Annotated in this window: 25 protein-coding genes and 1 pseudogene; 17 read left to right on the top strand and 9 right to left on the bottom strand. The window is 48.7% G+C overall.

Going from position 1 to position 21,983, the window contains the following annotated elements; translation table 11 throughout:
* Window positions 1-45 precede the first annotated feature (45 nt).
* From L0M14_RS28825 to L0M14_RS28805, 5 genes are all read left to right on the top strand, one after another.
* The gene (locus L0M14_RS28825; protein ID WP_235123063.1) at window positions 46-516 is read left to right on the top strand and encodes a hypothetical protein; all 471 of its coding nucleotides are present in this window, start codon (window positions 46-48) and stop codon (window positions 514-516) included.
* Complete coding sequence (locus tag L0M14_RS28820) at window positions 516-1,028, top strand: hypothetical protein (protein ID WP_235119829.1); 513 nt, start codon at window positions 516-518, stop codon at window positions 1,026-1,028. The genes L0M14_RS28825 and L0M14_RS28820 overlap by 1 nt, the downstream gene beginning before the upstream one ends.
* A 158-nt stretch (window positions 1,029-1,186) precedes the next feature.
* On the top strand, window positions 1,187-1,525 hold the full coding sequence (locus L0M14_RS28815) for a TM2 domain-containing protein (RefSeq protein WP_235119828.1): 339 nt from the start codon (window positions 1,187-1,189) through the stop codon (window positions 1,523-1,525).
* 73 nt (window positions 1,526-1,598) lie between these two features.
* Complete coding sequence (locus L0M14_RS28810) at window positions 1,599-1,931, top strand: TM2 domain-containing protein (RefSeq protein ID WP_235119827.1); 333 nt, start codon at window positions 1,599-1,601, stop codon at window positions 1,929-1,931.
* 289 nt (window positions 1,932-2,220) lie between these two features.
* Window positions 2,221-3,285, top strand: coding sequence for an ion channel (locus L0M14_RS28805; RefSeq protein ID WP_235119826.1), 1,065 nt, complete (start codon window positions 2,221-2,223; stop codon window positions 3,283-3,285).
* 190 nt (window positions 3,286-3,475) lie between these two features.
* On the opposite strand, the gene L0M14_RS28800 is transcribed toward L0M14_RS28805, so the two are convergent.
* The gene (locus L0M14_RS28800; protein ID WP_235119825.1) at window positions 3,476-4,948 is read right to left on the bottom strand and encodes a M23 family metallopeptidase; all 1,473 of its coding nucleotides are present in this window, start codon (window positions 4,946-4,948) and stop codon (window positions 3,476-3,478) included.
* 213 nt (window positions 4,949-5,161) lie between these two features.
* On the opposite strand from L0M14_RS28800, the gene L0M14_RS28795 reads away from it, so the two are divergent.
* Entirely contained in the window at window positions 5,162-5,698 is a 537-nt protein-coding gene (locus L0M14_RS28795; RefSeq protein ID WP_235119824.1) for a hypothetical protein, read from the top strand.
* A 126-nt stretch (window positions 5,699-5,824) separates the two neighbouring features.
* Here L0M14_RS28795 and L0M14_RS28790 read toward each other — a convergent pair whose 3' ends face one another.
* Window positions 5,825-6,052 (bottom strand): cold-shock protein, encoded by a 228-nt coding sequence (locus tag L0M14_RS28790; protein WP_235119823.1) that lies wholly within the window; start codon window positions 6,050-6,052, stop codon window positions 5,825-5,827.
* Window positions 6,053-6,160: 108 nt separating this feature from the next.
* The gene (locus L0M14_RS28785) at window positions 6,161-6,361 is read right to left on the bottom strand and encodes a cold-shock protein (RefSeq protein WP_054817005.1); all 201 of its coding nucleotides are present in this window, start codon (window positions 6,359-6,361) and stop codon (window positions 6,161-6,163) included.
* A 447-nt stretch (window positions 6,362-6,808) separates the two neighbouring features.
* On the opposite strand from L0M14_RS28785, the gene L0M14_RS28780 reads away from it, so the two are divergent.
* Window positions 6,809-7,306: a PepSY-associated TM helix domain-containing protein gene (locus L0M14_RS28780; RefSeq protein ID WP_235119822.1), complete on the top strand. Its 498-nt coding sequence runs from the start codon at window positions 6,809-6,811 to the stop codon at window positions 7,304-7,306.
* A gap of 83 nt (window positions 7,307-7,389) precedes the next feature.
* Here L0M14_RS28780 and L0M14_RS28775 read toward each other — a convergent pair whose 3' ends face one another.
* From L0M14_RS28775 to L0M14_RS28760, 4 genes are all read right to left on the bottom strand, one after another.
* Window positions 7,390-7,767 (bottom strand): PH domain-containing protein, encoded by a 378-nt coding sequence (locus tag L0M14_RS28775; protein ID WP_235119820.1) that lies wholly within the window; start codon window positions 7,765-7,767, stop codon window positions 7,390-7,392.
* Window positions 7,768-7,837: 70 nt separating this feature from the next.
* On the bottom strand, window positions 7,838-8,329 hold the full coding sequence (locus tag L0M14_RS28770; protein ID WP_235119819.1) for a hypothetical protein: 492 nt from the start codon (window positions 8,327-8,329) through the stop codon (window positions 7,838-7,840).
* A gap of 70 nt (window positions 8,330-8,399) precedes the next feature.
* A complete protein-coding gene (locus L0M14_RS28765; RefSeq protein ID WP_235119818.1) occupies window positions 8,400-8,777 on the bottom strand; it encodes a winged helix-turn-helix transcriptional regulator in 378 nt (125 codons plus the stop codon).
* Window positions 8,778-8,874: 97 nt separating this feature from the next.
* The gene (locus L0M14_RS28760; protein ID WP_235119817.1) at window positions 8,875-9,795 is read right to left on the bottom strand and encodes a DMT family transporter; all 921 of its coding nucleotides are present in this window, start codon (window positions 9,793-9,795) and stop codon (window positions 8,875-8,877) included.
* A 245-nt stretch (window positions 9,796-10,040) separates the two neighbouring features.
* Here L0M14_RS28760 and L0M14_RS28755 point away from each other — a divergent pair, with 245 nt between their 5' ends.
* The 3 genes from L0M14_RS28755 to L0M14_RS28745 all read left to right on the top strand — a co-directional run bounded on the left by L0M14_RS28755 (window position 10,041) and on the right by L0M14_RS28745 (window position 12,479).
* Complete coding sequence (locus L0M14_RS28755) at window positions 10,041-10,961, top strand: LacI family DNA-binding transcriptional regulator (RefSeq protein ID WP_235119816.1); 921 nt, start codon at window positions 10,041-10,043, stop codon at window positions 10,959-10,961.
* A gap of 250 nt (window positions 10,962-11,211) precedes the next feature.
* Window positions 11,212-12,219 (top strand): MFS transporter, encoded by a 1,008-nt coding sequence (locus L0M14_RS28750; protein ID WP_235119815.1) that lies wholly within the window; start codon window positions 11,212-11,214, stop codon window positions 12,217-12,219.
* Entirely contained in the window at window positions 12,216-12,479 is a 264-nt protein-coding gene (locus tag L0M14_RS28745) for an MFS transporter (protein WP_235119814.1), read from the top strand. The genes L0M14_RS28750 and L0M14_RS28745 overlap by 4 nt, the downstream gene beginning before the upstream one ends.
* Before the next feature lie 6 nt (window positions 12,480-12,485).
* Here the strand turns inward: L0M14_RS28745 and L0M14_RS28740 are convergent, their stop codons facing one another.
* Window positions 12,486-13,208 carry a response regulator gene (locus L0M14_RS28740; RefSeq protein ID WP_235119813.1) on the bottom strand — a complete coding sequence of 241 codons (723 nt, stop codon included), beginning with the start codon at window positions 13,206-13,208 and terminating at the stop codon, window positions 12,486-12,488.
* 11 nt (window positions 13,209-13,219) lie between these two features.
* The gene (locus tag L0M14_RS28735) at window positions 13,220-14,812 is read right to left on the bottom strand and encodes an ATP-binding protein (protein WP_235119812.1); all 1,593 of its coding nucleotides are present in this window, start codon (window positions 14,810-14,812) and stop codon (window positions 13,220-13,222) included.
* A 237-nt stretch (window positions 14,813-15,049) separates the two neighbouring features.
* Here L0M14_RS28735 and L0M14_RS28730 point away from each other — a divergent pair, with 237 nt between their 5' ends.
* The 7 genes and pseudogenes from L0M14_RS28730 (at window position 15,050) to L0M14_RS28700 (ending at window position 21,697) form a co-directional block, all read left to right on the top strand.
* Window positions 15,050-16,120 (top strand): Bug family tripartite tricarboxylate transporter substrate binding protein, encoded by a 1,071-nt coding sequence (locus L0M14_RS28730; protein ID WP_235119811.1) that lies wholly within the window; start codon window positions 15,050-15,052, stop codon window positions 16,118-16,120.
* Between the two features lie 63 nt (window positions 16,121-16,183).
* Window positions 16,184-16,645, top strand: coding sequence for a tripartite tricarboxylate transporter TctB family protein (locus L0M14_RS28725; protein WP_235119810.1), 462 nt, complete (start codon window positions 16,184-16,186; stop codon window positions 16,643-16,645).
* Between the two features lies 1 nt (window position 16,646).
* The gene (locus L0M14_RS28720) at window positions 16,647-18,173 is read left to right on the top strand and encodes a tripartite tricarboxylate transporter permease (RefSeq protein WP_235119809.1); all 1,527 of its coding nucleotides are present in this window, start codon (window positions 16,647-16,649) and stop codon (window positions 18,171-18,173) included.
* Window positions 18,174-18,268: 95 nt separating this feature from the next.
* Window positions 18,269-19,191 (top strand): annotated as a pseudogene (locus L0M14_RS28715) (AEC family transporter).
* Between the two features lie 54 nt (window positions 19,192-19,245).
* On the top strand, window positions 19,246-20,706 hold the full coding sequence (locus L0M14_RS28710; RefSeq protein WP_235119808.1) for an NAD-dependent malic enzyme: 1,461 nt from the start codon (window positions 19,246-19,248) through the stop codon (window positions 20,704-20,706).
* Between the two features lie 24 nt (window positions 20,707-20,730).
* Window positions 20,731-21,420: a TerC family protein gene (locus L0M14_RS28705; RefSeq protein ID WP_235119807.1), complete on the top strand. Its 690-nt coding sequence runs from the start codon at window positions 20,731-20,733 to the stop codon at window positions 21,418-21,420.
* Between the two features lie 34 nt (window positions 21,421-21,454).
* Window positions 21,455-21,697: an HPr family phosphocarrier protein gene (locus L0M14_RS28700; protein ID WP_235119806.1), complete on the top strand. Its 243-nt coding sequence runs from the start codon at window positions 21,455-21,457 to the stop codon at window positions 21,695-21,697.
* Window positions 21,698-21,983: the final 286 nt, after the last annotated feature.

The following is a 21,983-nucleotide window of genomic DNA, read 5'->3' as shown; positions in this document are numbered from 1 at the left end:
AAGAGAAAATTCACACAGCGAGAAGGGGAGACTTTTAGCTTGATAATGGTCTTATATTTCTTTTTTGCTTGGTTCTGCATCCATACCTTAACTGGTCTTCCAAATAAGCTGCCTTTGGTTGTTAACTGCCTGTTATTTATGGTGATTGAAGTTGTGTTAACAAACAAACTGACCATACTTGGGTTCAATTTGAAGCTCTTTCAAATTAACAGCCAAAGTATTCCTCACTTTTTATCTATGATCCTGCATAATGATTTCACGATTACTTTCGTATTAATGACTTTCGTCAACGTATTCCTGACTACGTCTAGGGCAGGTGTTCGCTGGGCCATATCGCTCTATGCATTTCTCGCACAATTATTTCTTGGATCTACACTGAGATGGAACCATGTGCTCGACAATCGGGGGTGGACTTTGGGTATGGAGTCGGTGATGATCGTTTGTGTGATGGTCTATGCGTTATTATTAGGCTATCTCTTTCAACGAATGACTTCTAAGGAAGGGTGGACTCGTTGATGGACGGAAATACCATCTATGATACTCACTTTAATGGTAACGAGTGGTTCGTTATTGGAGTCACTGTGATTGCATTCGCTTTCATATGGCTATTACCCCGAACATTTTCATCTGTTCAGACTGCCTTTAATATGCTCATTGGTATCGCATTCGGACTTGTTATCGATCACACGCTTAATGTACCTCCATTTGATCTTTACGATCTGGGGGACCAAACAAAATACGAAATATTCGATATGATGTCCTATATCATGTATGCGCCATTTGGTTATTGGTTTATCTATTGGTATAAAAGGTTGAGAATGTACGATCTCTTGATTATCCCCTATATTTTACTATGGGTAGGAATTGCCCTTGGGCTCGAATGGATGGCGGTCAAAGTCGGGGTTTTCCATTACAAACACGGCTACCAGCTGATCTATTCCTTCCCCGTTTACCTGTTTCTCATGAGCACTCATCTTGTCATGTATCGCACCGCGTTTGCTCAGCATCGTTGGGAGAGGCCCTCATAGCTCTGCTGACACCCTGCGAGGACCGGAAGGAAATTTAATATTCCAGACTTAAGAACCACTTTTTCATCATAAAGCGACATGGTTTCCCAAAGTTTTGCTTTAAAATCCGGAAAGCCCGTTGTATAATTCTTACAACAAATGAAAAAGGAGTTTTAACCATGTCATCATTGTTGCAGAAACAGAGCTTGACTACAGAGCAGCTTCAACTGCTTGCGTCTGAAATGAGCAAAAAACAGAAATCTAGCGGAGTTGCTTGGTTATTGTGGTTCTTTACTGGAGGAATTGGAGGCCACCGCTTTTATCTAGGTAAGACCGGTACTGGTGTTGCTATGCTGCTGACCCTGGGTGGATTAGGTTTTTGGACCTTGATTGACCTATTTTTGTTATCTGGGATGATCAGAGATACCAACGATAGAATTGAAAATGAAGTCATTTCGGAGCTGCGATTAATCAATCAAGCAAAAGCAAACTCAGAAGTCGCAGCTGCTCGAGTATAATAGAAGTTTCATGGATAATCTCGAACAAAAGCGAACTTTAACTTTGGAAGAACTGGGGATGCTGGAGGCAGAGATGCTAAAGTTCCGAAAATCCAAAGAAGCAGCTTGGGGGCTGTGGGCAGGATTGTCCTTCTTCGGCGCACACCGCTTTTATACGGAGAATTACGGCTACGCAAGTATTATGCTTTCCACCAGTGCAGTGCCGTTTGTGGTGATCCTATTTATTGCGGCTTCGGACATGGACGGTTTAAACATGGTTCTGCTATGGCTCTCCATTATTCTTTTGGCAGGCTCTGTCATATGGAGCTGGATTGATGCCTTCTTTCTGAACAAGCGGATTGAAGAATTGAACCACGCTCAGGAAAGAGAGATTATTGCCAGGATTAAGGGATACATACCTAAATAAGCGTGAAGAGACTGCCCCGCAAGTAATCCTCTAAGAATCTGCGGGATAGTCAAACCGTAACAACCGGAATATTGGAATGTAAACAAGGAGCTACGCAGCTTGAATGTGCGTAACTCCTTTATTTTTAGCGTCTGTTGCCCTTACAGTTATTTAACGGGCTACCCTAAGGGGAGCATTTTACTGTCATGACAGCCCCTCACGTTTGATCTAGCGTATCCATAGAGAAGAATGGAGACTCATCACCGCCCCTATGCATAGCAAACCCCCAAACGTGTATATTACCAAATGAGTGAATACAACAAGCAGGAGGAGCGGTTCGATTGATTTTTTTACGCATATGCTGCTGCGGCTGCTGCGAATGAACAATAAATTCGTATTCGGAACGGCAGCGGTGCTCATTATCGTCAGCTCGATCGCCGCTTACCTGCTGGAGCCGAATAATTTTGGCAGTCTGTTCAACGGGCTGTGGTGGGTGATGACCACGGTAACCACAACCGGTTACGGCGATTTCACACCAAAGACGGTCCCCGGCAAATGCTTGGGCATGTTCCTCTATGTGTTTGGCATTGGTATCATTTCGGTTACCATCAGCAAAATCGCGGATTCTGTTTTTCAATTTCGCAGAAGAGAGGAGGAGGGCAAGCTGAAGTACCAAGGTGAGCAGCATTTTGTCATGGTCGATTGGAGTAAAAACACGGAGCTGGCGATCCAGGAGGTACTGCGCTCGGACCCCGACATGGACATTGTCCTGATCGATACCATGGACCGGACACCCATCGTGCACAACCGAGTTCACTATGTGCAGGGGATTCCCACAGAGCTTGAAACGCTGGAGCAAGCGAATATGACCAAAGCGCGAGCGGTTTTTATTTTCGCCAAGGAGACCACTCAGGATGATGCCTTGCTCCGGGACACTTCGTTCGTAGACGGAAAAACACTTCTCGTCGCTACCACCATTGAACGAAATTACAATCATGTACATACCGTAGTTGAAATTAAGGACCGCAGTAATATGCAAAATTTTATCCATATCAAAGTCGACGAGTTTATCCTCGGCTCAGAAACCATCTCTCAGCTTGCCGTCCGCTCTGCGTTCCATCCAGGCTCCTCACGCATTATTTCTCAGCTGTTGACCCGGGAATACGGGGATAATCTATATGAGGTGGAGCGCAGAAGCGGTTGGGTTACTTACCGTGATGCCTTCACCGCCCTTCTGCAGGAAGGGGCGACGCTCATTTCCGACGGCGATCAGTTGAACATCAATCGAAGGCTCGACCATTTCATACCTGAAGATGCGCGCCTGTTTGTCATTTGTGACAAAGACACCATCCAGAGATTGCAGCTCCGATTATAGCCACCCATGCCGCTAAACGCAGCACCATCAGATGTTGAACATTCAATGAAGGCCCTCAATTTGGCGTACCAAATTCGTGGCTTCCATAACTGCCCTCCACTTCATATAGACCCGTTATTTCAGGATAGACACAAGGAAAGACAAAAGCCAAGAAAGAGTCGAAAGCGCTCTGTCTTGGCTTTTTGCCGATTCAGGGCTTGCTTGCCGATTCCCCTTTTACCCAATGAAACGGGTTGGAATTGAAAAAGAGGTTCGGATTGGCCTGTACATTATGCGCCCAAAACGTAAAGTGCAGATGAGGTCCGGTAGAAAATCCCGTCGTCCCGACAAGCCCGATGATATCGCCTCGTTTGACCTTATCTCCGGTTTTCACCCTCAGCTCAGACATATGCGCATATTGAGAAAATAACCCCATCCCATGGTCGATGTAAACGGAATTGCCGGTTAAATAAAGGTTATCCGCCAATGCTACGATCCCGTCGTTCGTTGCCTTCACAGGCGTGCCTTCGTCAGCCGCAAGATCAACCGCCATATGCGCGCTGTCAAATTTATCGTTCACATAACGGGTGTAGCCGTATGGGGTTGTCAGAATGCCTTCGATCGGCTGGATAAAATCCGATGAGAACAAAAAGGTCTCCGCAGATTTGCTGCGAGCTGCATCGATTTTTTTCTGATCGGCATTGATCCTCTGCGTATCCTGCCTCATACTTTCCAGCTGCTCCGTCACCTTCAGATACTGGGTTTCGAACTCCTTGGCCTTAATCGTTAAGGTCTGATCACCAATGGGGTACGCACCGGGCTTGGTCTGCATTGTGATGGGGAGGTACGTGTAGTAGCCTGCTCCGAAGGGCTCCAGTGTGTAGGATTTGCCCAACCATTTTACGGTGCCCGGTCCGTTGTGTCTCACTAAGACGACATCTCCGCGCGAGGCACTCTCCGGGAATAGCCTCCATGCAGAAACGTTGGATCCCAGCACCTGACGAGCTGTCTCTTTATCGGGGAACCGCTCCGCTTCCTCCCTAAGCTTCTTCAGCTGCTCCGTCTCCGCGGCAAAAGCTTGCTGCACAGCTTGATCCTGCACATCCTGCCAAGTTAACCCGCCGTCTATCGTAACAAGAAGCGGATGATGGGATTCATCTGCTTCCGCGTGAGCTCCCGGCTGACTGGCCGGCAGCGCCCATCCGATCAGCTTCGTCAGGAACTGTGACTGCTTCACGGGAACTAGGGTCGAACCGATCGTCGCTTGCTTCGGGCTCGGCAGCGTGCCTCCGCTATTTTGCAGCTCGATCAGCTCTGACACGCTCCACTGCTTTGATTGCCCGTCCGGAGAGAGCGCTGCTGCTGCCGGCACACTCTGCCCCGTATTCCGCCATGTTGCGCCGCCATCATCCGTCACCATCGTCCCATCCGAATATTCGATCCAACCGTGATTGAGATCCGTCATCCGAAATTGCACCGCCTCCCTAGCCGGAAGCTTGACTGCCTCGTTAGAAGCTCCAGGAGCTGCTGGTACTGATGCAGGAGATTCCATTGCTGCTGATTCCTTATCTGAGACATGGAAGAAGTCCAACCGCAGCTTCCCTCCAAGTCCAACTACGACACCTGCTGCGAGGATAAAAGCACTGCCCATCAGCAGCCAATTCCAATTTTTACGGGGTTTCATAGCGTACGATTGACCTCCTTACGCGTTATGCTTTTTATCATGATACCATAGAATGTGCAGGGTAGGTGGCATGCAGCAAGAGGTAGAACCATTCCCAACGAGACATAAAGGTGAAACTTATACAAGCTTTACTGCGTTTACTTTTTCGATGATATTATGCCAACGAAAAGAATACGAATTGAGCGCAGATGAATCCCACAAGGAGGTAGATTGTTGAAAAAGAGAACATTCCTTGTTATTACACTTGCCATGTTGGTACTGCTTATCGGTTGCCTGGCTTGGTATAGGAACAAAAGTACACATTTGTACGGAAATGATCAAGATTCCATTGTAAAAGTCATACATGCTATTCATGGTTATGAAGATGCTGCAATAGAAATTTTGGAAGTCAGGGATTTCGATGATCAAAGGGTAGTAGGTTTTCTATCTAACCATCGTCCAGGCTGCATCCAATTCAGAAAAAATAGTGATGGTGATTTTGATTGGAGTTTTATACAAGTAAGGAATAACGAAACATTTAGCTATTTTATTCCCGACCATCTTCCCATGTTTATGCTTGTCGCCAGTCCCGAAAATGAAATTGCAAAGATACAAGTTCGTATAAATGGACAGAAATTAGAGCAACATGTTATTCCTCATAAGGCGGCTGTTGCTTGGATCGATTTCCCCGAATCTGAAGATCATCACTATGAATTTCGAGATTACACCTATTATGACAAAGACGGAAATCTCATGAAAGAGCTCAACTAGTCGAATTAGACCTCTTCATGTAAATAGCCCCGCAGAACGCTTTTGATGCGTTCCGCAGGGCTGATTTGTTTTACTATGAAAGATCCACGCGTATCTACCGGGTTATCGGCAACAGCTATGGATGTTTTATATGGAAGCACCTTTCTTGACCGGCTTCTGGTAGGTGCTGGTATTGGTTAATACAGGCAGCAGTTTCTCACTGCGAACCATCGCAGAACTGCATAATGGGCAGGTCGGTATCGACTCAAATGCAAAGTTATCCCGAATCCAGCCTTTACAGCTATCTTCGGTACAAGACCAGATCGGAGTATTTTCAACTGGGACCTCTTCCATTGGTTTTTTCCTGGAATACATGCTACCAAGCCTCCCTAACAGTATGCCTCTACATAAGGGCGCATACCGATTTTTTGCAATACGAAAAACTGCCCTTACACGGTGTTAAGGGCAGTTTTGACAATCAAATTACAGCTTTACAACGTTCTCAGCTTGTGGTCCGCGGTTGCCTTGAACAACGTTGAACTCAACGCGTTGGCCTTCGTCCAAAGTTTTGAAGCCGTCGCCTTGGATTGCGCTGAAATGTACGAATACGTCATTTCCGCCTTCAACCTCGATGAAGCCGAAACCTTTTTCTGCGTTAAACCATTTTACTGTACCTGTTTGCATGGGAATACCTCCAACAAATTAAATTAACATGTTATTTTATTCTCGAAGAGAAAAAAATTCACACATTGGAAAAGGTTCCATCTTACAAATGTTAACCCTTTGCAATATGTGAATCCATTTACACTCAATTGAATTCATCATACCACGACCGGATAAGAAAGGCAAATGGCATTTATTACAGCACGTTCCAAAGCCTTACGATGCAAGCTTGTCCATAGTAGAGTCCATTTATACATGCAGCACTGTGATCATGTGACGGCGATTCCTCGAATGAGGACTTACTTGATATCAGTATATGCATGGTTATGGCATTTATTCCATGGATCTCAAAATTTATGTGATGCGGGCATTTCCAATATTCAGCAATTGCTCAGCGTCCGCTCAGGGTGCCTTCAGAAGCCGTAATTATACTTGCTTTATCAATCAAATAAGAAAAGGATGTTTACGATGAAAAAAACAAGGCAGTTACACTTATGGATCGGCTTAATTTGCTCGGTATTTATTCTGATTCAATCCATCACAGGCCTCCTCTTAACAGAGAAATGGCTTCTTGGGGGAGGGGATGAGATGAGACCTCCTCAAGCGACGACACAGAACATGACGCAGCAGCCTGCAATGGGAGAGGAAAGTTCCGGAACTACCGGGGCAGCCGCTGACCCTTCAGCTGCAGCATCAAGCGGACAGAGTGCGCCAAGCATGGCCTCCGAGCAAGGGAGACCTTCCTTCCAAGGGGGAGAGGGACCCGGACAAGCAGGGGGCATCATCGGAATCGTGAAGGGACTCCATGAAGGCAAAATCGGGCAAACGGACGTCTCCTGGCTCATCGATCTGACAGCGATCGGCATGATTGTCCTCACTGTGACGGGCATTACGTTATCGATCAAAACGCTTCGGGCTCAGCGCGTGCAGCAGCGCAAACGCCGGGCAGCGGGGGCTACAGCCTAATACATAAACAACCACCGTTACGGGCCACACTTGATCATGTGCGATTTCCCTCCGCGGTGGTTGTTTCCTGTTTTAGCAGCTTTCTATTTCAATACATACTCAGCCAATACGCTCTGCAGCTCGTAGATATTCAGACTCTTGTTGAATTTCTTCTCGATAGGGGCATGCGTGCCGCTGATCCAGATTTTCATCTCTGCATCCAGGTCAAACGTTCCCGCCGTCTCGATGCTAAAATGCGTGATGCTCTTGTACGGGATCGAATGCATTTCCATTTTTCTACCGGATAACCCCTGTTTATCAACCAGAATCAATCGTTTATTCGTAAAAATAAACAAGTCGCGAATCAATTTGTACGCTTTTTCCACCGATTCCGTCCGCGATAACACATGGGCGAATTCCTTTTGGACGTCGGCCAAACTTAGCTCGGACGCGTTCCCCATCAGCCCGTCAAACAATCCCATCGTATCTCCTCCCATTCCGCTTGCTATCACCTAGTATATCATGCAGAATGGCGCCGGATGCCCCGCGGTCTCAGGTTTTTATCCGGTTAATCGTCCCGATGTGGACCTCAACATCCTCGCCCTCGACCCACATTTGAAACAAGTAGATAATTACAGACGACCCAACCATCAGCATATACACCTGCCAGTGGGCCATTGATCCCGTCTTGATGAGCCCTAAGTGATCCAGCCATCGGCTAATCCCGAATGCAAATCCTGCATCTACAAGGAGATTGGCAATCAGATAGCGGATAAATCTGCGATACGTATAGGCAAACAACCACATCGTACCTACCGGGAAAATGCTGTACACGAGAGGAACATCTATGATTTTTGACCAAGTAAATATCGGTTTCTCAATGGTCCACCAATGATAATGCCAGGCCAATTGACTAATAATCGTGTTGATGACAGTAACAAATAAAGCAACCGCGATATATCTGCGAATAGCTCCGCTTCTAAGGAAAAACAAGGACAGCCACGGAATCACCAAACCTGACCACATCACCATGCTAGCCGTCATTCGGATCTACACCTTTCCTCCTAGACTTCATGGTTATGTTACCCAAGCTATAATTATCCATTCACTGCTGCTAAGACCCGTTGTTTTCTAATTCCCTCTGTTCACGCAGGTAGCTTTTGTAGGTCTCGCCCCAGCTCCTAATGCTCAGAATGATAGGCTCCAACGTGCGGCCAAAAGTTGTGAGGGAGTATTCTACCTTGGGCGGAACCTGCTGATAAACTTCACGGTGCACGATGCCATCGGTCTCCAGCTCGCGCAGCTGAAGCGTCAGCATGCGCTGTGTAATCGTCGGACAAATCCGGCGAAATTCATTAAACCGCTTCGGACCATCGATCAAATGATAGAGAAGCACGCCCTTCCACTTACCTCCGATAACATCCAACGTAAATTCCACAGGACAGCCATCTTCATTCGGGCAATGTCCGTACCCGCTTTTCCGATCTCTCACGTTCGCCTCACCTCTCTACGGTATATTTTTGATATCTACACGTTAATTATTATGTATGCTTAATAGTGTAACAAATGTGCGGGGATTTTTCGATAAGTTATGTATCTTCTTTATTAACCAGCCATATTCCCAAAGAAACAAGAACGAGTGCAAGTAAGTTCTTTATCTCCAAAATCGCCTCACCCAAGAAGATAGAAGAAAGTGTGACACCGAAAACAGGAACCAGGAAATTATAGACCGATACACGTCCGACCTTGTTGTATTTCAGAAGCCAGTTCCACAGATAGAAGGATGCAGAGGATGATACAGCCAGAAACATTAGTAACGATGAAGACTCCCATGTAAAATGGTTGACCTTACCCCCAAAAGCGATGCCGATTACCGTAAGCGCAATGCCCCCTATTAAAAGGCTGTAGCTGGTGATTAACACAACATCCAACGTTTTCGTCAGCTTCTTGGCATAGAGCCCGACAGCAGAAAAAATAAATGCAGCGACAATCACAAACCCTTCTCCCGTAAAACGGAACGTAAAGTTGAGCAAATCCGCACTAAAATTAACAATAACGACACCAAGAAAACCAATCATACTGCCTAAGACTTTCCCTCGGCTGAGCTTATCATTTTTATAAACGTAATGTGCCAAAACGACGCCAAAAAATGCGGTCGTGGCATTCATAATCGAACCTTTCGTGCCACTTGTGTTTGATACACCTATATAGAAGATCGCGTAATGGATGGTGGTCTGAATTACACCAAGGATGCTCAGCTGTCTAAAGCTTTGTAAGGAAAGTGAAAAAACTTTGATGCCGTAGGCCCGTGCGACAAGCAATAATGCAATTCCGGCAATGGCAAATCGGTAACCGGCAAATACGAACTTGGATGGAATGTCATCCGGTGAAATGTCAAATAAGACCAGTCCAATCTTAATTGCGGGATAAGAGCTTCCCCAAAAAAAGCAACATATAGCTGCAATAATGGCTACAAATTTAGCGTTGGTATACAGTTGTTTGTTTTTCAAGAATAATCGCTTCCTGTTCTTCAAAATGTCTTGTTTGGAGGAACTTGGCCCTATCAACTATATCATAGAAAATGATGTATCTTATTGCGTATGTTGTTCACATTATGACGTATCTTGTCGCCAAGCAGGTTTACCAGACTCATGGCGCCTGCCCTCGATTAGGACAGCGGGCTGTAGACAAATAAATCCTCTCTGTGAGATAATCACTTAAACGATTAAGTTGTTGCTTGAGGAGCGATTGTACCATGAAAAAACCGACTTTAAAAGACATTGCAAAAGCTGCAGGCGTGTCGATTGCGACAGTCAGCTATGTGCTGAACAAGACGCCGAATCAGACGATCCCTGCGGAAACCGTATGCCGCATACAAGATATCGCCAATCAGCTGGGCTACATTCCCAATCTCGCCGCGCGATCCCTCGTCAAGCAGAAAACAGGTCTGATCGGCATCTTGATCAACCGTCTTGAGCACGAGAGCCTATCGAGGCAGCTGACGTATGCATCGCTGGTCAATCAGATGGAGCAGGAGCTGACCGGACAAGGGTATCACGTCATTGTCTCTAGTCTGGATCCGGCTGCTCCCAAGCTCGATATTATTGCCGAGCGAAAGCTCGACGGCGTGTTCCTCATTGATGTGAAGCAGATGAGCTTTCATACGATCTCCAGCAGATTCCCCTCGGGTGTTCCGCTGATTGTGATCGACAGCCTGATCGACGATCCGCTTTTTTATAAAGTAAACGCCGATCTGGAAGGTGCTTTACGTGAAGCGGCGGCGCAGGTGGGAGAAGAGGTGGCGCGCTGTCTGGTGATGGAGGCTTGCAATAACGTAGAGCTCGGCCGTTCTATCAGGCGGCATTCCGGCCTTCAGGACCGGGATATCCTCGTGATGCAGCAGGAGCGAGAATTGGAGCTTTTTTTGCGCAGCCGGAAGCAGCATAAGGTGATTGTGATAGGGGAGTTCCTTGGGGCTGTGACTGCCAAGTATGCAGCTGCATCCGATCTATGTGTCATTGCGGTGGCAGATTGCCCTCAGATCGTCCCGGCAGGCGCGGGTTTAGTTTCGTTTGCACAGAATAAGGCATCCGTAGCATGCAGACTCATGTTCCAGCTTATGGAGCAAAGTGCTGAGCTGCCTGAAGACAAGTACGTGTGGGTTCATGCAGAGTAATCTCTGCTCGGTTTGTCGATAAAGAAGAGGCAATTACGAGCTTCCGTAGCTTTTCTCCAATCGCTGTTGACATTTTGTTATTCGATTGAATGAAATGCTTTAAAGGTGATAACAAACTGTCAAAGGCGACCGCTACGCTTCTCCGAAAACTACGGAGCTCTCCATTTCCCTTTATCAACGATCCTCGCAAAGATTACCTGCTTTTCTTTTTATTAATTTAAACGTTTAAGTAACTAAAAGGAGGGATTGTATGCTCGGTTTATCTAATCAAACAGAGGGGCAGACAGTAGCCCTATCCAAGTGGGCGTCGAAGCCGATTTGGAGGAATCGGCCGTTTGTCTGCATCTTCGCCAGCCACTGTGTGTCTTTACTTGGGAATGCGTTCCACAGTATTGCTTTGAACCTCTGGGTGCTTCAATCGACAGGCAGCGCCAAGCTGATGTCTGTGGTGCTGATCGCCACCTTGATTGTTCAGATGCTTTTCGGCACCTTAGCAGGTACCATCGCCGATCGGGTGGACCGCAGAGTGCTAATGTACCTGTCCGACATAAGCCGGTTTCTGCTCGTCGCGGGAATGGCATTGTCCATGCTAATCCCCGGGACGTCTTTCTACGTCATTCTGCTGCTTACCGTTCTGACCTCCACAGCGGGTTTATTCTACTCGCCGGCGTTCCAAGCCTCGCTTGTGCATCTGGTGGCCAGGGAGCAGATTCAGCAAGCCTCGGGCGCCATGGTGATCGCGGATAATGTCATCCGCATCTCGGGTTTTGCCCTTGGGGGAATCGCCGTTGCGGTCTACGGTGGCGTATTCGCCCTCTCTCTGGATGCCGTCAGCTACCTGGTTTCAGCATTGCTTTTATTCGCTGGCGGGGCATTTCCCAGCAAGCCCTCCGGCACGCAGCAGCAGGCAACGACGTTCAAAGAGGATTTCTTCTTCGGGCTATCCTTCATCTGGAAGGAACCTATGGTTCGGGCTGCGCTCCTGCTGCTGCCCCTGCTGTTCATGTTCTTTCTATCGGCGCTCATGCTGACCCAGGTAATGGCTGTTCAGGTGTGGCTGGCGAGTCCGTTCATCTTTGGACTCATTGAGGCGTGTATTCCTCTTGGGTACGTACTGGGCTCCGGCTTCATTATGATCGCGGGAAACAGACTGAAGCACAGAGGTATATGGATCCTGCTCAGCGTAGTCATGCTTGGCCCCGTATATGTGCTTCTATCCCAAACGGGAAGCGGAGGGGGGCGTTACCGTTTATTTTGATGGCAGGCTTTATCTTCTCCTTTAGCACCTTGATTATCAATAACATGCTCCGCCTGGAAGTCGAGCCCTCTATACAAGGTAGGGTATTCGGAACGCTTGGTTCCCTATCCAGTATTGCGCCGCCAATTGGTCTGGCCTGTTTCTCCACAGCGTCTGATTGGTTCAGCCCGTCGATCAGCTTGCTCATCTGCGGGATCGGGATGACGGCGCTGGGAATCTTCGCTTTGGCGGGGCTCAAGACTATTCGTGCTTATGTGTAGGCTAAGCTACACTTGCTCCTTCTTGCGGTAAACTCTCTCCGGGCGTCCGACGACGCCATAGTTGAGATCGGCGAATACTTCGCCTGAGCTGACCAGATGCTCCAGGTATCTTCTTCCCGTTGACCGGCTGGCGCCGATTTCCTTGGCGATTTGCTCCGCCGTCATGCCGCCTTCAGCAGCTGAAATCGCCTGAATAATTTTATCCAGCGTTAATTTATCAATGCCCTTGGGGAGGAGAGGGACTTCCGCCCGATGCTCTTTCCTCCCCGAGCCGGACAACAACCTGTCGACATCGCTTTGGTCAACCATACCGCTGCCGTGCAGCCGGTAAATCTCCCGGTGAAAATCCAAATACCGCAGCAGCGTTTCCTGCAGCCGGTTGAAAATCAACGGCTTGATGATATAGTCAAACGCACCGCAGCGCACAGCTTCCTTGACGGTGTCGATTTCTTTGGCCGCTGTAATCATGATCACGTCCATGTCCCGGTAATGCTGACGGATGTAAGAGAGCAGCTCCAATCCGCTGCCGCCCGGGAAAAACACATCCAGCATGACCAATTGCGGCTGCAGGATATCCAGCTGCTCCTTCGCTTGTCCGTCATCTGTCGCGATTCCGACAACGCGAAAGCCCTCCACTTTTTCGATAAACCTGCGATTAATTTCAGCAATTTTTACATCGTCTTCGATGATCAGCACTTCAATATTCTGCCCGTCATGCTCCGTGCTCATATCAATCACTCCTATTTGCCGTTACCGGATTTGGGGATGGCTACCGTGAAAATCGTGCCGCCCTCGGGATTTTTTTGATACGTGATGTACCCGTTCAGCTTCTGAACCGCATGCTGCACTAACGACAAGCCGATACCCCGCTGCTCACCGGCTTTGGTGGAGAAGCCCTTTTCAAAAATAGCAGCCCCGATTTCATCTGGAATTCCGCCGCCCCGATCCTCGCATTCGATGATGAGATCATCTCCCAAATCGGTTAAGAACACCTTCACATAAGGCTCGACATGCTCTCCACCCGCCCTTACAGCCTCCATAGCATTATCAATCAGGTTGCCGATGATGGTAATCAGCAGGCTCCGGTCAAGCCCCTCGGGCACATCCCGAAAGGAGCTTTCGCGGTCAATTTCAAAGGTAACCTTCAGCTCCTGCGCGCGGTTGAATTTGCCGATCAGCAGGCCTCCGATCATTGGATCGGGGATTTCGTGCATAATGAACTGCACCCAGTTCTGATGGACATCTGATTCTTTGGTAATGAGATCGACCGCTTCTTGATACGATTCCAGCTGAATGAGCCCGGATATGACATAGAGCTTGTTGGAAAATTCATGCGTCTGCGCCCGCAATGCTTCTGCAAAACGCTTCACTTGGGAGAGCTCCTCCGCTAACCGGTACAGCTCGGATTTGCTCCGAAAGCTGGAAACGGCTCCGGTTACCGCCTGTTTGCGTGTCAGGATAGGTACCCGGTTGACAATCACCTCGTGATCGCCGATCAGCATCTCCTGGTCGAATTCGGCCGCGCCTGTTCGCACGACTTCGATTAATCTCGTATTCGGCAATACAGTTTCCACATGTCTGCCTATGATTCTGGCGGTAGGCGGCAGCTCCATCAGCTGCAGAGCATACCGGTTCGCCATCGTGATGATGCCTTCGCGATTAACGGCAATAATGCCCTCACGAATCGTTTGCAGGATCGCTTGCTTCTCTGTGTACAGCTCTCCGATTTCTTTGGGCTCGAGCCCGTGAATCGAATTCCTAACGCTGCGGGCGATCAGGAGAGAGCCAATGAGACCTACCACAAGCACGAGCAGGGAGATTAGCTCAATACGCGATTGATACACTTCCGTTATGGTATCGATATCTTCGGCTAGGAAGCCGACGGATACGATGCCGATCACATGTCCGCCTTCATCAAAAACCGGCGCTTTGCCGCGCAATGAAGGTCCGAGGGAGCCAACCGCTTTGGATATTATCGCCTTACCCTCAAGCACAGGTCCGTTGTCGCCGCCGACCATTTCTTTGCCGATTCTCTCTGGTATCGGATGTGAGTACCTAATCCCCTCTTTATTACCGACAACGATAAACTCGGCATCAATTTGCTCTCGAATGCTCTCTACGATGGGTTGAATGATTTTGGGAGGATCAGCCGTTCCAAATGCGCCTCGAATTTCCGGCATATTGGCTATCGTGACGGCCACTTTTAGCGCCCTTGTTCCGATTTGATCCTCAAGCGCAGTGGTCATAATGTAGTAGAAAATGGACCCCAAACTGAGAATAACGACCAGAAGAAGCGAACAAATAATCAGGACGAGCTTCGTTTGTAATTTCATCAGCCGCGGTTAGCCTCCATTTTTTTGAATGTATTGTATCATAAAGCATTCCCGTTTCGGTGATTCCCGCCTTCACCATGCCGTGAACAATATGAACAAAATGTCCAAAACGCTCTTAATACAACTAATCGTCACAAACTATTCAAGAGAAGGGAGCAAGTGTTATTCTGAAAGCGCTTCAAAGAAAGCGCATACAAGAATAGCAACCAACTAACATCTATATTGGAGGGGTTTCATTTGATAAAACAGCTTCTATCGATTTCCTGGAAGGTTACAGCCATCAGTATTCTCTCCGTCAGCTTAGCTGCATGCGGCAACACGGATAAACCGGCAGCTACAAGCGCACCTGCGGATAAGGGCAAAGAAACGACGGCTCCAGCAGCCGCAAAATCTAACTATCCCGAAAAGGCGCTCAGCATTATCGCTCCATCCGGGGCAGGCGGGGGATGGGACATGACAGCCCGTACTATCGCTAAGGTTCTCTCCGATACAAAAGCGGTCGATAAGCCGGTAACTGTTGAGAACAAACCTGGCGGCGGCGGCGCGGTATTCATGGCTGAATATGCGACCAAAGATGTCAAAGACAACTACAAGCTGTTCGTAAGCTCGCCTCCGATTCTAATCAACCATCTGAAAAAAGAAGGCAACACGCCTTATGGCTTCAACGACACCACGCCGCTGGCTCAATTAACGAAAGATTATGGAGCGGTAGCCGTTGCAGCTAATTCCAAGTATAAGGATTTGAAATCCTTACTCGATGATATGAAAGCCGACCCGACCAAGCTGACGGTAGCCGGCGGTTCCGCGCCAGGCTCTATGGACCACCTCGTCTCCATTCTGCCAGCGTTCAAATACGGTATCGATCCGAAAAAGGTGAAATATGTGTCCTATGACGGGGGCGGCGAAGCGGTCACCGCACTGCTTGGCGGTAACGCCGACGTTCTCGGAACCGATGCCTCATCTCTTGACCAATATGTGAAGGCCGGCAAAATCCGCATCCTGGCTGTCGCAGCGCCTGCTCGTTTGGGCGGCAACCTGAAAGACGTTCCTACGATGAAGGAGCAAGGCATTGATGCTGAGTTTCTGATCTGGCGCGGCATCTTCGGACCGAAGAATATGAGCGCCGATGCGAAGAGCTACTGGGAAGACACCCTCAAGAAAATGGTAGAGTCCGATACATGGAAAAAAGAAATGGAAGCGAACAACTGGGAGACGGATTATAAAAACGGGGACGATTTCAAAACATTCCTGGTCCAGCAGGAAACACAGCTGAAGGATATGTTGACAGCACTCGGTATGCAGAAATAAAAATCCTAAAGACATCAGGGAGAAGAGTAACCTTCTCCCTGATTTAGGGTAGGAGGCACAGCTATGAATACGACGTTTGACCGTTATGCGGGTATTGTCTTTTTTGCCATAGGGATTGCTTTCGTCATAGGCTCCCTAGGGATTTCGACAAGCGCTTACGGCAGTAATGTGGGAGCTAACATTTTCCCGATGATTCTGGGTTCATTCCTGTCTCTGATGAGCGTTCGTCTTATCTATGAGACATTTCGCAAGCAGCGTGCGGAGAAAAGCAAAGAACAGCTGGATTATAAAAGATTCGGAATCATCTTCGCTGCCGCCGTCTTGTACGCGTTTTTTATTGAAGACATCGGTTTCGTGATCTCGACCTTTCTATTCCTGATGATCGGCTTTCAAACGATGCAAAGAGGCAAAGTCTGGGTGTCACTACTAATCGCCGCCGGTTTCTCCTATGGCGTTTACTACTTATATGTGCATGTTCTGGACGGGTCGCTGCCCGGATTTCCGGCATGGCTAGGAGGGGCATAACATGAGTACGTTCGAGTATGTACTGCACGGCTTAGGTACTGCTATGCAGTGGCATAATGTGGTTTTCGTCTTCTTTGGGGTACTCATTGGCACCGTAGTCGGCGTTCTTCCCGGGATCGGCCCGATGAGCGGCGTAGCACTTCTGATCCCGATCACGGCAACGATGACTGCGGGGCTGGGCGCGGAAGAAGCGGCGACGAGCTCGATTATTTTGCTGGCCGGTGTCTATTACGGAGCAATGTACGGGGGCTCCACGACTTCCATCCTGCTGAATACGCCGGGAGAATCGTCTTCTGTTGTCACAACGCTGGACGGCTATCAAATGGCGAAACAGGGGAGAGCGGGCGCGGCTCTGGCTATCTCAGCAATCGGTTCATTCGCAGCAGGGATTATCTCCTTGATCGGACTGATTTTCCTGGCACGGCCTTTATCCGCTGTCGCCATCAAATTCGGTCCTGCTGAATATTTCTCCCTCATGGTTCTGGGCTTGTTGGCTATTAGCGGACTCGCGGGCAAATCGATGGTTAAAGCGTTGATCATGACGGCCTTCGGCCTGCTGCTCGCTACAATCGGAATCGACAACGTGTCCGGCGTCGAAAGATTTACCTTTGGTGTACCGGAGCTGTACCAAGGCTTGGAGTTCTTAACGGTTGCTGTCGGTATGTTTGCCGTTGGTGAAGTGTTTAAAACCATTCTGCACCGTGAAGGCAATGACGGCGAGCTGGCCAAAATCAATCGCATCCTGCCCACGAAGCAGGACTTGAAGGATAGTGCGGCCCCGATCGCACGCGGCTCCGTGCTCGGCTTCTTTATCGGCCTGCTGCCCGGCGCCGGCGCGATTCTAGCCTCTTTCTTCGCTTATATCGTCGAGAAGAAGATCAGCAAGAATCCGGAGAAATTCGGCAAGGGCGCTATCGAGGGCGTAGCTTCCCCGGAATCCGCCAATAATGCGGCGTCCGGCGGCGCAATGATTCCGCTGCTCACGCTGGGCATCCCGTCTTCAGGCACCACCGCGATCCTCATGGGGGCCTTCATTATGTACAACGTGCAGCCGGGTCCCTTATTGTTCCAGGATCACCCTGCGCTGGCTTGGGGCGTTATCGCCAGTATGTTTGTCGGCAACCTGATGCTGCTGATTCTCAATATGCCGCTGGTGAAGATTTTCGCGAAAGTCATTGAAACTCCAACCAAATATTTGATTCCTTTGATCATCGTGTTCTCGGTATTCGGGGTATACGCCGTTCAATACTCCATCTTCGATTTACTCTTGATCATGGGCTGCGGACTTGTAGGCTACTTCTTGTCGAAGAACGATTATCCGCTTGCTCCCCTTGTTTTGGGACTCATTCTGGGGCCTATGATGGAAAACAACATGCGCAGAGCGCTCACCATTTCAAACGGCGACTTTATGATTTTCTTGCAAAAGCCCATCTCCTTGGCCTTTCTTATTATCGGGCTGCTGTGGATCACCGTTCCGCTGATTTTGAAGATGAGAGGGAAAAACGTTCTGGTCAACGAAGAAGGATAACCGCTTTCGTAAGCCCCTGTTAGCGTGGATTGAGCCCTGATCTTGGTCAGACGCTTACCAGCTGCACAGGGGTTTCCTTAATGGAGTGAACCGTTATGAGTGTTCTTGGACTTATTATCTTGAATGTCATTGTACCTGTGTTTCTACTTATCGCAGCCGGAGTGCTGCTGCATCGAAAGTTTCATTTTGATATGAACACATTATCCAAGCTCAATGCCTATTTCTTACTGCCGACGGTAGGGTTCACCAACATCTATGAAAGCAAATTTGATGCGGACTTACTGGTCAAAATCTTGGGTTTCCTGCTCCTGCAAAGCGCGGCGCTTATTCTTATTAGCCGGATTACGGCCAGAGTGGCGAAATTCGATCAGGGTCTTACGTCATCGTTCTCTAACAGTATCGTTCTCAGCAACTCCGGCAATTTCGGCCTTCCTTCAGCCAGCTGGTCTTCCAGCATAATCCATTGGGTCTTTCTATTCAGGTCGTGGTTTCTATTTATCAGAATCTGCTAACCAATACGTACGGCCTGATGAATGCGGTATCCGCGCAAAAACAGAACCAGCGCTGGTACAAGGAATTGCTGACGAATCCTATGATTTATGCGTTCATCCTGGGCCTGATCATGCGGGGCCTACAGGTTCCCATACCTGATTTTATCTGGCATCCCGTCGAGCATGTCGCTGACGCTTTCCTGGCGATTGCACTCGTTACCTTGGGCGCACAATCCGCTTATCTGAAAATCAAGCAAATGAGTCTAGCTCTTATTCTTAGCCTGTTGGGCAGATTAATCATTTCACCTGTTATCGCCTTCTCCTTCATCATTCTGTTGAAGCTGGACGGAACAACGGCCCAAGCCTTGCTCATCGCAAGCTCTTTTCCTACCTCCAGAAACAGCGCAGCATTTGCTCTGGAATACGGGAATCACCCGGAATACGCCGCTCAGGCAGTGCTGCTTTCTACGCTGCTTAGCAGTCTGACGGTAACCGCGGTTGTCTATATGGCTACCAATCTGTTTTAACCAATACATCGATGTTGCGAAGTGTTCGCACGGATTAGGGAGGAAGAGGAAACTATGAATACGAAAATGGGCGGTAAAAGTATTATTCTTCGATTGGAGCTGCAGACCGAGCAGATTCACTTTGGACAATTGATCACGGTCATTACGGAAAATGGCGGTGACGTTATTGCCATCGACGTGATCCAAACCGGATCCAATTGGACGGTGCGTGACATCACGGTAGCCGCATCCGAGCAATCACAGCTGGAGGCTATCACAGCAAGAATGAAAGAACTCGAAGGTGTTCGCCTTATCCATGTGTCGGACCGGACCTTCCTGCTGCACCTCGGCGGAAAAATTGAAATGAAGCCCAAATCCCCCATTCAAAACAGGGATGATCTATCCCGCGTCTATACGCCGGATGTTGCCAGAGTGTGCCTGGCTATCCATGAGAAGCAGGAGAATGCCTACAACCTGACGATCAAACGCAATACGGTCGCTGTCATCTCTGATGGAACCGCTGTGCTGGGGCTTGGGAATATCGGCCCGTATGCCGCCATGCCGGTCATGGAAGGCAAAGCGATGCTCTTCAAGCAGCTGGCGGATGTCGATGCTTTTCCCATTTGCCTGAATACGCAGGACACCGATGAGATTGTTGCCACAATTAAAAATTTAGCCCCCGGCTTCGGCGGCATCAATCTGGAAGACATCGCAGCACCCCGCTGCTTTGAAATTGAAGACAGGCTGCGCAAAGAGCTGGACATTCCCGTATTCCACGACGATCAGCACGGTACGGCCGTTGTCTTATATGCCGGTCTTATTAATGCCCTGAAGGTTGTCGGGAAGCGGATCGATGAGGTCAAGGTCGTGGTCTGCGGTATCGGTGCGGCGGGTATCGCTTGCTCGAACATTCTGCTGGCGGCAGGCGTGAAGGAGCTGATCGGTGTTGACCGCAGCGGAGCGCTGGTACGCACAGAGGAGTACTCCAACACGACATGGAACGAGTACGCGCAGCGCACGAATCCTCATTTACGTTCAGGCTCGCTTCATGATGTGATTGAGGGCGCAGACATTTTCATCGGCCTATCCGCCGGCGGCATTCTAAAGCGTGCCGATGTCCAGCGGATGGCAGCTGATCCGATCGTATTCGTCATGGCGAATCCAACCCCTGAAATCCAGCCGGACGAGATTGAAGATATCGCAGGCGTTATTGCCACGGGCCGCTCGGATTTCCCGAACCAAATCAACAACGTTCTTTGCTTTCCAGGTATATTCCGCGCTGCTCTAGACTGCCGGGCAGCTACGATTAACGAGGAAATGAAGCTGGCTGCATCGGCCGCCATCGCTTCCGTTGTCTCCCAGCAGGAGCTGAACAAGCTGTATATTATCCCGAGCGTCTTCAACCAGGAAGTCGTAAGGCGAATCCGCACCTCCGTCATTCAAGCTGCTATTCAAACAGGTGTGGCGCGCCGGACTCCGCGAGAGTTCCTCCAAGGGGATGCGTCTGCTCAGGCTGAACTACAAGAGCAGGCTTAATCGGGGAGGAGGACTTTTAGCGGTATGGAATTGGAATTATTGGTCGTCGGACTTCTCAAAATTATCCTTATCAACATTGTACTGAGCGGCGACAACGCCGTAGTGATTGCATTAGCCTGCCGCAGCTTGCCTGGCGAGCAGCAGAAAAAGGCCATTTTCTTCGGAAGTCTTGGCGCTATTATCCTTCGGGTCCTGCTTACCTTTGCAGCCGTCTGGCTGCTGCAGGTTCCTTTTGTCCAGGTGTTGGGCGGTCTCTTGTTGATCTGGATTGCACTGAAACTAATGAAGAATGATGAGCAGGAGGAGCAGCTTTCATCAGGGCGTAATTTGATGGGGGCCATTAAAACGATTCTCGTTGCCGATTTAGTCATGAGCTTGGATAACGTGCTCGCTATCGCTGGAGCTGCAGGCGGGAATTATCTCCTTATCGTTCTCGGATTAGCGATTAGCATTCCTCTTATCATCTTTGGAAGCAAGCTTTTGATGTCACTCATGAACCGTTTTCCTGTCATTATCATGCTGGGTGTCGGCTTGCTGGGCTACACAGCCGGTGAAATGATTCTTGGAGATCACGCTGTAGCCTCTCGCTTAGAGGCACTTCCATCCGCTGTTCACTATAGTATCTCGATTATCCTTGCGATTGCTGTAATTGTTGTTGGCAAGGTATTATCCAGGAATCGAGGGAAGGAGCCTGCACAGCCGGATTGGGGGTAAACAAAATAAGACGTTTTAGCAGGGAGGGCACACAATGGGAGCGTTGGAAACCAAAGCAATTGTAGCCATCAATCAAACAGCCAATCAGTTTCAGTCCAGCATCGTCATTCAGGTAGGTGGCAGATACATTGATGTCAAAAGCATCCTAGGCTTAAGCATCACGCTATTCAATAACCAGGCCTACGAGCTCTACATTCAAGGTCCTGATGAAGAAGAAGCTAGAGCCGTCATGAAGAGTGTCTTTGAAAAGCATGGGTTTACTTTGAAAGTTATGTAATATACTTCGAAAGACATGTACTTTACTCAATAGATACGTGGGTTTTCTTTCAAAAGAAATGTAAGCTTGTTTTTATTTCTCACAGTAGAGTACCCCTGCGGCCATGGAAACATGGCAATGAGGGGTACTTTTTATCGTTTGTTACCACTCTTTCAAAAATCAACAGAAATGGTCATATTCGTTCCGCGTATAGGGCTCAGATTGTCGATAAAACGTACATTGCAGGGCTCAATAGTTTGCGGAGAAGCGTAGCGGATGTCTTTGTCAGTTTTGTTATCAGCATAGA

Source organism: Paenibacillus hexagrammi (assembly GCF_021513275.1).
GTDB lineage: Bacteria > Bacillota > Bacilli > Paenibacillales > NBRC-103111 > Paenibacillus_E > Paenibacillus_E hexagrammi.
The sequence above is the reverse complement of the archived record's forward strand: the minus strand, read 5'-3'. Positions and strand labels throughout refer to the sequence as shown.

Excerpts from the sequence above, each read along its gene's own strand:
- L0M14_RS28750 (WP_235119815.1), top strand. The coding sequence starts at position 11,212 with ATGCTCGGTTTATCTAATCAAACAGAGGGGCAGACAGTAGCCCTATCC.
- L0M14_RS28825 (WP_235123063.1), top strand. The coding sequence starts at position 46 with ATGGTCTTATATTTCTTTTTTGCTTGGTTCTGCATCCATACCTTAACT.
- L0M14_RS28705 (WP_235119807.1), top strand. The coding sequence starts at position 20,731 with ATGGAATTGGAATTATTGGTCGTCGGACTTCTCAAAATTATCCTTATC.
- L0M14_RS28815 (WP_235119828.1), top strand. The coding sequence starts at position 1,187 with ATGTCATCATTGTTGCAGAAACAGAGCTTGACTACAGAGCAGCTTCAA.
- L0M14_RS28740 (WP_235119813.1), bottom strand. The coding sequence starts at position 13,208 with ATGAGCACGGAGCATGACGGGCAGAATATTGAAGTGCTGATCATCGAA.
- L0M14_RS28725 (WP_235119810.1), top strand. The coding sequence starts at position 16,184 with ATGAATACGACGTTTGACCGTTATGCGGGTATTGTCTTTTTTGCCATA.
- L0M14_RS28790 (WP_235119823.1), bottom strand. The coding sequence starts at position 6,052 with ATGTATTCCAGGAAAAAACCAATGGAAGAGGTCCCAGTTGAAAATACT.
- L0M14_RS28775 (WP_235119820.1), bottom strand. The coding sequence starts at position 7,767 with ATGGGATTGTTTGACGGGCTGATGGGGAACGCGTCCGAGCTAAGTTTG.
- L0M14_RS28770 (WP_235119819.1), bottom strand. The coding sequence starts at position 8,329 with ATGACGGCTAGCATGGTGATGTGGTCAGGTTTGGTGATTCCGTGGCTG.
- L0M14_RS28785 (WP_054817005.1), bottom strand. The coding sequence starts at position 6,361 with ATGCAAACAGGTACAGTAAAATGGTTTAACGCAGAAAAAGGTTTCGGC.
- L0M14_RS28780 (WP_235119822.1), top strand. The coding sequence starts at position 6,809 with ATGAAAAAAACAAGGCAGTTACACTTATGGATCGGCTTAATTTGCTCG.
- L0M14_RS28755 (WP_235119816.1), top strand. The coding sequence starts at position 10,041 with ATGAAAAAACCGACTTTAAAAGACATTGCAAAAGCTGCAGGCGTGTCG.
- L0M14_RS28710 (WP_235119808.1), top strand. The coding sequence starts at position 19,246 with ATGAATACGAAAATGGGCGGTAAAAGTATTATTCTTCGATTGGAGCTG.
- L0M14_RS28800 (WP_235119825.1), bottom strand. The coding sequence starts at position 4,948 with ATGAAACCCCGTAAAAATTGGAATTGGCTGCTGATGGGCAGTGCTTTT.
- L0M14_RS28735 (WP_235119812.1), bottom strand. The coding sequence starts at position 14,812 with ATGAAATTACAAACGAAGCTCGTCCTGATTATTTGTTCGCTTCTTCTG.
- L0M14_RS28700 (WP_235119806.1), top strand. The coding sequence starts at position 21,455 with ATGGGAGCGTTGGAAACCAAAGCAATTGTAGCCATCAATCAAACAGCC.
- L0M14_RS28810 (WP_235119827.1), top strand. The coding sequence starts at position 1,599 with ATGCTAAAGTTCCGAAAATCCAAAGAAGCAGCTTGGGGGCTGTGGGCA.
- L0M14_RS28720 (WP_235119809.1), top strand. The coding sequence starts at position 16,647 with ATGAGTACGTTCGAGTATGTACTGCACGGCTTAGGTACTGCTATGCAG.
- L0M14_RS28820 (WP_235119829.1), top strand. The coding sequence starts at position 516 with ATGGACGGAAATACCATCTATGATACTCACTTTAATGGTAACGAGTGG.